Below are 5,221 nucleotides of genomic sequence, written 5' to 3' on the forward strand. Positions count from 1 at the left end.
GTAACTATTCAGAAGGTAGTATCCCGCGAGGCGTTTTGGCATGTTTTTTGCCAAAATCCCGAGACATACAAGGCAAAATGCCATCACCGAAGGTGATTTGGAATGCATTTTGACTCGTAACTGTGAGGGTACTGAACAGTTACGATACACAGGCATTAGAGAGGACAGAAGATTATTATGAATATTAAACAGGCAAAACAGGAAGTTATGGATACGGTCAAAGCGTATCTTATGAAAGATGAGTATGGAGAGTATGTGATACCGGGTGTTCATCAGAGACCGGTACTTCTTCTTGGTGCACCGGGAATCGGAAAGACTCAGATCATGGAGCAGGCGGCAAGAGAATGTGGGGTAGCCCTGGTTGCATATACGATCACACATCATACCAGACAGAGTGCGATCGGACTTCCGTTTATTTCAAAGAAGGAATATGGCGGCAGAGAATATTCCACGACAGAATATACGATGAGTGAGATCGTTGCGAGTATCTATAACCGTATGACGGAGACTGGACTTGACGAGGGAATTCTTTTTATTGATGAGATTAACTGTGTTTCTGAGACACTGGCACCGGCAATGCTCCAGTTTCTCCAGTGCAAAAGCTTCGGAAATCATGAGATTCCGAAAGGCTGGGTGATCGTGGCAGCAGGAAATCCACCGGAATATAACAAATCTGTCCGGGAGTTTGATGTTGTCACTCTGGACCGTGTAAAAAAGATCATGGTAGAGCCGGATTATCAGGCCTGGCGTGAGTATGCATACAAAGAAAACATGCATCCGGCAATTCTTTCTTATCTGGAACTTCGGAACAACTGTTTCTATCGGATGGAGACAACGATTGACGGAAAACAGTTTGCGACTCCGCGAGGCTGGGAGGATCTTTCCAGAATGATGGAAGTCTGTGAACAGCTTGGGAAAGATATCACAGAAGCTCTGGTGATCCAGTATATCCAGCATGAGCGTATTGCAAAAGAATTTGCAGAGTATTATGAACTGTATCAGAAATATCAGCAGGATTATCAGATCACCGAGATTCTTCAGGGCAAGAATTCTGAGGCAATGGTCAAAAAAGTCTCTCATGCATCCTTCGATGAAAAAGTAAGTGTGGTTAATCTTCTGTTCTCCGGTACAAGACAGGCCGTGCGTAAGGTCATGCTGTGGGAAGATGTCCTTGAAAAAGTATTTGAAGTACTGAAAGCTCTGAAAACAGCACTGCCATCTGAAAATATGGCACAGAGGCTGGAGGATTATATTTTTGATCTGAAAAAGGAACGTGAGAAAAAGCAGAAGGAGGGGCTTCTGGAGAGAAGAGAGGATGTCTGTACACGAAGAGCTGTCACATATCTGGAAAATTATGCGAAGCTTCTGAAACAGTACAGTGACAGGCAGGGAGAAGAGGCGTTTGAAATTCTTCGAAAAGCATTTGGGGAGGAACGTACTTCCTGGGAAGATGAGTGGGATCAGGCTGGAAATACATTGGAATATGCCTTTGATTTTATGGAAGCTGCTTTTTACAACAGCCAGGAAATGGTAATGTTTGTTTCTGGTATCAACACCGATTTCTATTGTGTCCGTTTCCTTGAAACTTATGAATGCGAGAGATATATTCGATACAACAGAGATCTTCTGTTTGAAGATGTAAGCCGTCAGATTCAGAGAAGAATAGAAGAATTGTAATTATTTAACGATTATCCGGCAGAGCGTATTCGATAAGATACGGAATGGCCGGAAATTCCAAAGAGAAAGAGGCAGATACCAAAATCTGCCTGAAAGGAGAGCACAATATGAAAAAGCAGAAAAAACTGTATGGTCTGCTGCTGTCGCTGCTGCTTGCATGTTCCCTTCTGTTTCCTGGAAGTATGGCTTCTGTGGAGGCGGCAGGCCAGGGAGATATGGCGGTGCATTTTATTGATGTGGGCCAGGGACTTGCGGTTCTTGTACAGTCAGCAGGGGAGAATCTTCTTTATGACGGAGGGGATCGTTCGCATGCAAATGAGGTAGTAGAGTATCTTAAGAATCAGCAGGTAGACACAATTGATTATATGATCTCCTCTCATTATGATGAGGATCACCTGGGAGGTCTTGTCAAATGTCTTGATAATTTTGAGGTGGAGCATATCCTGGGGTCTGATTATGTGCATACTTCAGAACTGTTTAATACCTTTATGAATACTGCGACAGCAAATGGTCTTTCTGTGGAATATCCGTCTGTCGGAGACACTTATGAATTCGGAACGGGAAGTTTCACAGTCATGGCGCCTTCCGGAATCTCAAAAAACAGTAATGATAACTCTGTGGTGATCCGCCTGGTAAATGGAAATAACGGATTTCTGTTTATGGGAGACGCAGAGGAAACCAGTGAGCAGGATATGATCAGCACAGGAAAGAGTCTGGACTGTGATGTACTCTGTCTTGGACATCATGGTTCGGCGTCCTCCACAAGCTGGGATCTTCTGGAAGCCTCCACTCCGTCCTGGGCAGTGGTAAGCTGTGGAAAGGGAAATTCCTACGGACATCCGACCGCACAGACAATGGAAAAGCTTTCTGATATGAATATTCCGGTTTTTCGGACAGATGATCAGGGAACTGTGATCGCAGTTTCGAACGGAAGTACGATCACCTGGAATCAGGATCCCTGTAATGATTACAGTGCCGGTTCGGACAGTGCAGATGATGCATCAGATTCCTATGATGCAGGTTCAGGATCCGGTGTGCGTTATTCTGGCGGGTCAGACAGTACACAGAATGCAGACAATGGTACAGAAACAGAGGATACACAGGGCACTATGGTCTGGATCTCTGAGACCGGAAGCAAGTACCACAGCATTCCAAACTGCGGAAAGATGAATCCGGATAAAGCCTGGCAGGAGAGTGAAGCCCAGGCACGCAGTCAGGGATATGAAGCCTGCAAAAAGTGCTGGTAAAATTTATTGATAAAAATTCTGGACGTAATGCATGAACTGCCGCACATGTGGTTTCAGGATCCGGTTTTTGCTGTAGACAATATAAAAACTTCGTTCATGAACAGATTCTTCTAATGGAAACAGAAGAATCTGTTTTGTTTTTTCAAGATCTGTGACAGAACGGGCAGAGAGAATAGAAATACCAAGGCCGTTGACAATGGATTTCTTAATACTTTCCAGATCGTTCATTCTGGCGATCACGTTCAGTTCGGAAGGAGTGACACCGATCTTCTCCAGAAAAAGATCCATCTCCTTCTTAGTGCCGGAGCCTTTTTCACGGATGATGATCGGATCATGCAGAAATTCCTGGAATTCTGCAGATTTTTCTTTAAGCTTCAGATAACGTTCCGTGACAGGAGCTGCGACTACAAGGGTGTCCTGACAGAAAGGCGTGAAGATACAGCTGTCATCGCCGGTATTCTGTCCGACAAGGGCAAGGTCTACAGTACCGTCCAGAACACGATGGATGGCCTCCTCGCTGTCTGTCTGGATCGAATGAAAATAAATGTCCGGATGAGAAGTTCCAAAACCTGCGAGCAGTTCTGGCAGCAGATAGGAAGAAGGGATCGTGGAGGCGGCGAGATCGATCATGTGCTTCTGGGATCCGGTGAAATTTTCCAGGAGGTTGTTGCGGATCTCAAGCATCCGGACAGCACTGTCGTAGAGCTGATAGCCTCTTGTGGTGACTGTGGTTTTTTTGGTGGTGCGCAGGATGAGCCTGGAATGAAGCTCCTCCTCGAGAGAACGGATATGTGTACTGATGGTAGGCTGTGTCAGATAAAGTCGTCTGGCAGCTTCAGAGAAACTGCCATAATCAACAACAGCGACAAAGGCTTCTAATTGTTTGAATTCCATAACTAAAAATCTCCTGAAAATGAATATTTGTTTTAAAGCTCAGTAATCCGGTCCAGTGCATGAATGGCGGTTTCTATTTCCTCGGAAGTATTTTCCGGACCAAAAGAGAAGCGGAGTGTTCCGGCAGGATAGGTTCCCAGGGTCTGATGTGCACTGGGGGCGCAGTGAAGCCCAACACGAGTCATAATGCCATAGGTGTCATCCAGTTCAAAGGCAGCCCGTGCCATGTCAACTTCAAGAGTCTGAATGGAAACGACAGCACAGCGGTTTTGAGTATCTTTTTTTCCAATGACGCGAAGCTTTGTCTCTGTCGGGTCGAGGGACAAAATCCCCTGTATAAACTGTTCTGTGAGCTTCATTTCATGTCGGAAAGTCTCTTGCATGGAATTGCTTTCCAGGTCAGTAAGTGCGGCATGGAGACCGAGGATTCCCGGAATATTAGGAGTTCCGGGCTCGAAACGGTCCGGAAGAAAGGCGGGAACCTCCTCTGTGTGGGAAATGCTTCCCGTGCCTCCGCTCAGGAGAGGTTCCATTTTGCCGGCAAGCTCACTTTGAATCAGAAAACCACCGATTCCCTGTGGGCCTCTGAGTCCTTTGTGACCGGTAAATGCAAGTGCATCGATTTTTAATTCTTCCATATCGACAGGAAAAACACCGGCAGTCTGAGCACTGTCCAGGATAAAAAGCAGTCCGTGGCGCTGACAGAAGGCACTGATTTCATGAAGCGGCATGATGGTTCCGCACACATTGGAAGCGTGGAGACAGACCAGAAGCCGGGTATTTGGTTTTATAAGTGCTTCTGCTTTTTCAAGGAGAAGATTACCCTCATGGTCACAGGGAATACGGTCAAAAGTCACTCCCTGCTTCGTAAGCTGGACAAGTGGACGCATGACGGCATTGTGCTCCATGGAAGTTACCAGAACATGATCTCCTGGTTTGAGGATTCCTTTGAGCAGGATATTCAGGCTCATGGTGATATTTTGTGTGAAGATTACATTTTTTCCTTTACCGGATGTAAAATGGAACAGGCGTCGAAGCTGTTCTCTTGTCTCAAAAATCTGTTCTTCTACAGAGTAGGCGGCACGATAGCCTCCGCGTCCTACATTGACAGCACAGCCGGAGAGATACTGATAAACGGCGTCTGCAACAGAGGGGGATTTGGGGAAGGAAGTGCTTGCCTGATCCAGATATATTTTTTGCATAAGATTACCTCACATATGTTTAATTAAACTATAGTATAACACTATTTATAAATTTTATCTATAAGTAACCATAAAAAACGGCTATATTTAACAAAGCTTAGCAAGAATTCTCCTACATCTTCAGGTAGTGAGATGAATTGTGGAGCTGAGCATAAATGCTCAAAAGAATCTTGTAAATAAAGAGAAGAAACACTTGTTCTG

Annotated in this window: 4 protein-coding genes; 2 read left to right on the top strand and 2 right to left on the bottom strand. The window is 45.2% G+C overall.

The genetic code is table 11. The features are described from left to right. Window positions 1–177: 177 nt before the first annotated feature. A complete protein-coding gene (locus GT674_RS16325) occupies window positions 178–1,677 on the top strand; it encodes an ATP-binding protein (protein ID WP_161286637.1) in 1,500 nt (499 codons plus the stop codon). 107 nt (window positions 1,678–1,784) lie between these two features. Continuing rightward, entirely contained in the window at window positions 1,785–2,924 is a 1,140-nt protein-coding gene (locus tag GT674_RS16330) for a ComEC/Rec2 family competence protein (protein ID WP_161286638.1), read from the top strand. 3 nt (window positions 2,925–2,927) lie between these two features. Here the strand turns inward: GT674_RS16330 and GT674_RS16335 are convergent, their stop codons facing one another. Together GT674_RS16335 and GT674_RS16340 are read right to left on the bottom strand one after the other, a co-directional pair. Beyond that, window positions 2,928–3,818: a selenium metabolism-associated LysR family transcriptional regulator gene (locus tag GT674_RS16335; RefSeq protein WP_161286639.1), complete on the bottom strand. Its 891-nt coding sequence runs from the start codon at window positions 3,816–3,818 to the stop codon at window positions 2,928–2,930. Window positions 3,819–3,850: 32 nt separating this feature from the next. After that, complete coding sequence (locus tag GT674_RS16340; RefSeq protein ID WP_161286640.1) at window positions 3,851–5,020, bottom strand: aminotransferase class V-fold PLP-dependent enzyme; 1,170 nt, start codon at window positions 5,018–5,020, stop codon at window positions 3,851–3,853. Window positions 5,021–5,221: the final 201 nt, after the last annotated feature.

This window comes from Blautia sp. BIOML-A1, from assembly GCF_009883055.1.
Taxonomy (GTDB): domain Bacteria; phylum Bacillota; class Clostridia; order Lachnospirales; family Lachnospiraceae; genus Blautia_A.

What these genes read in the sequence shown, in the direction of transcription:
- GT674_RS16325 (WP_161286637.1), top strand. Translation starts at nt 178, where the DNA reads ATGAATATTAAACAGGCAAAACAGGAAGTTATGGATACGGTCAAAGCG.
- GT674_RS16330 (WP_161286638.1), top strand. Translation starts at nt 1,785, where the DNA reads ATGAAAAAGCAGAAAAAACTGTATGGTCTGCTGCTGTCGCTGCTGCTT.
- GT674_RS16335 (WP_161286639.1), bottom strand. Translation starts at nt 3,818, where the DNA reads ATGGAATTCAAACAATTAGAAGCCTTTGTCGCTGTTGTTGATTATGGC.
- GT674_RS16340 (WP_161286640.1), bottom strand. Translation starts at nt 5,020, where the DNA reads ATGCAAAAAATATATCTGGATCAGGCAAGCACTTCCTTCCCCAAATCC.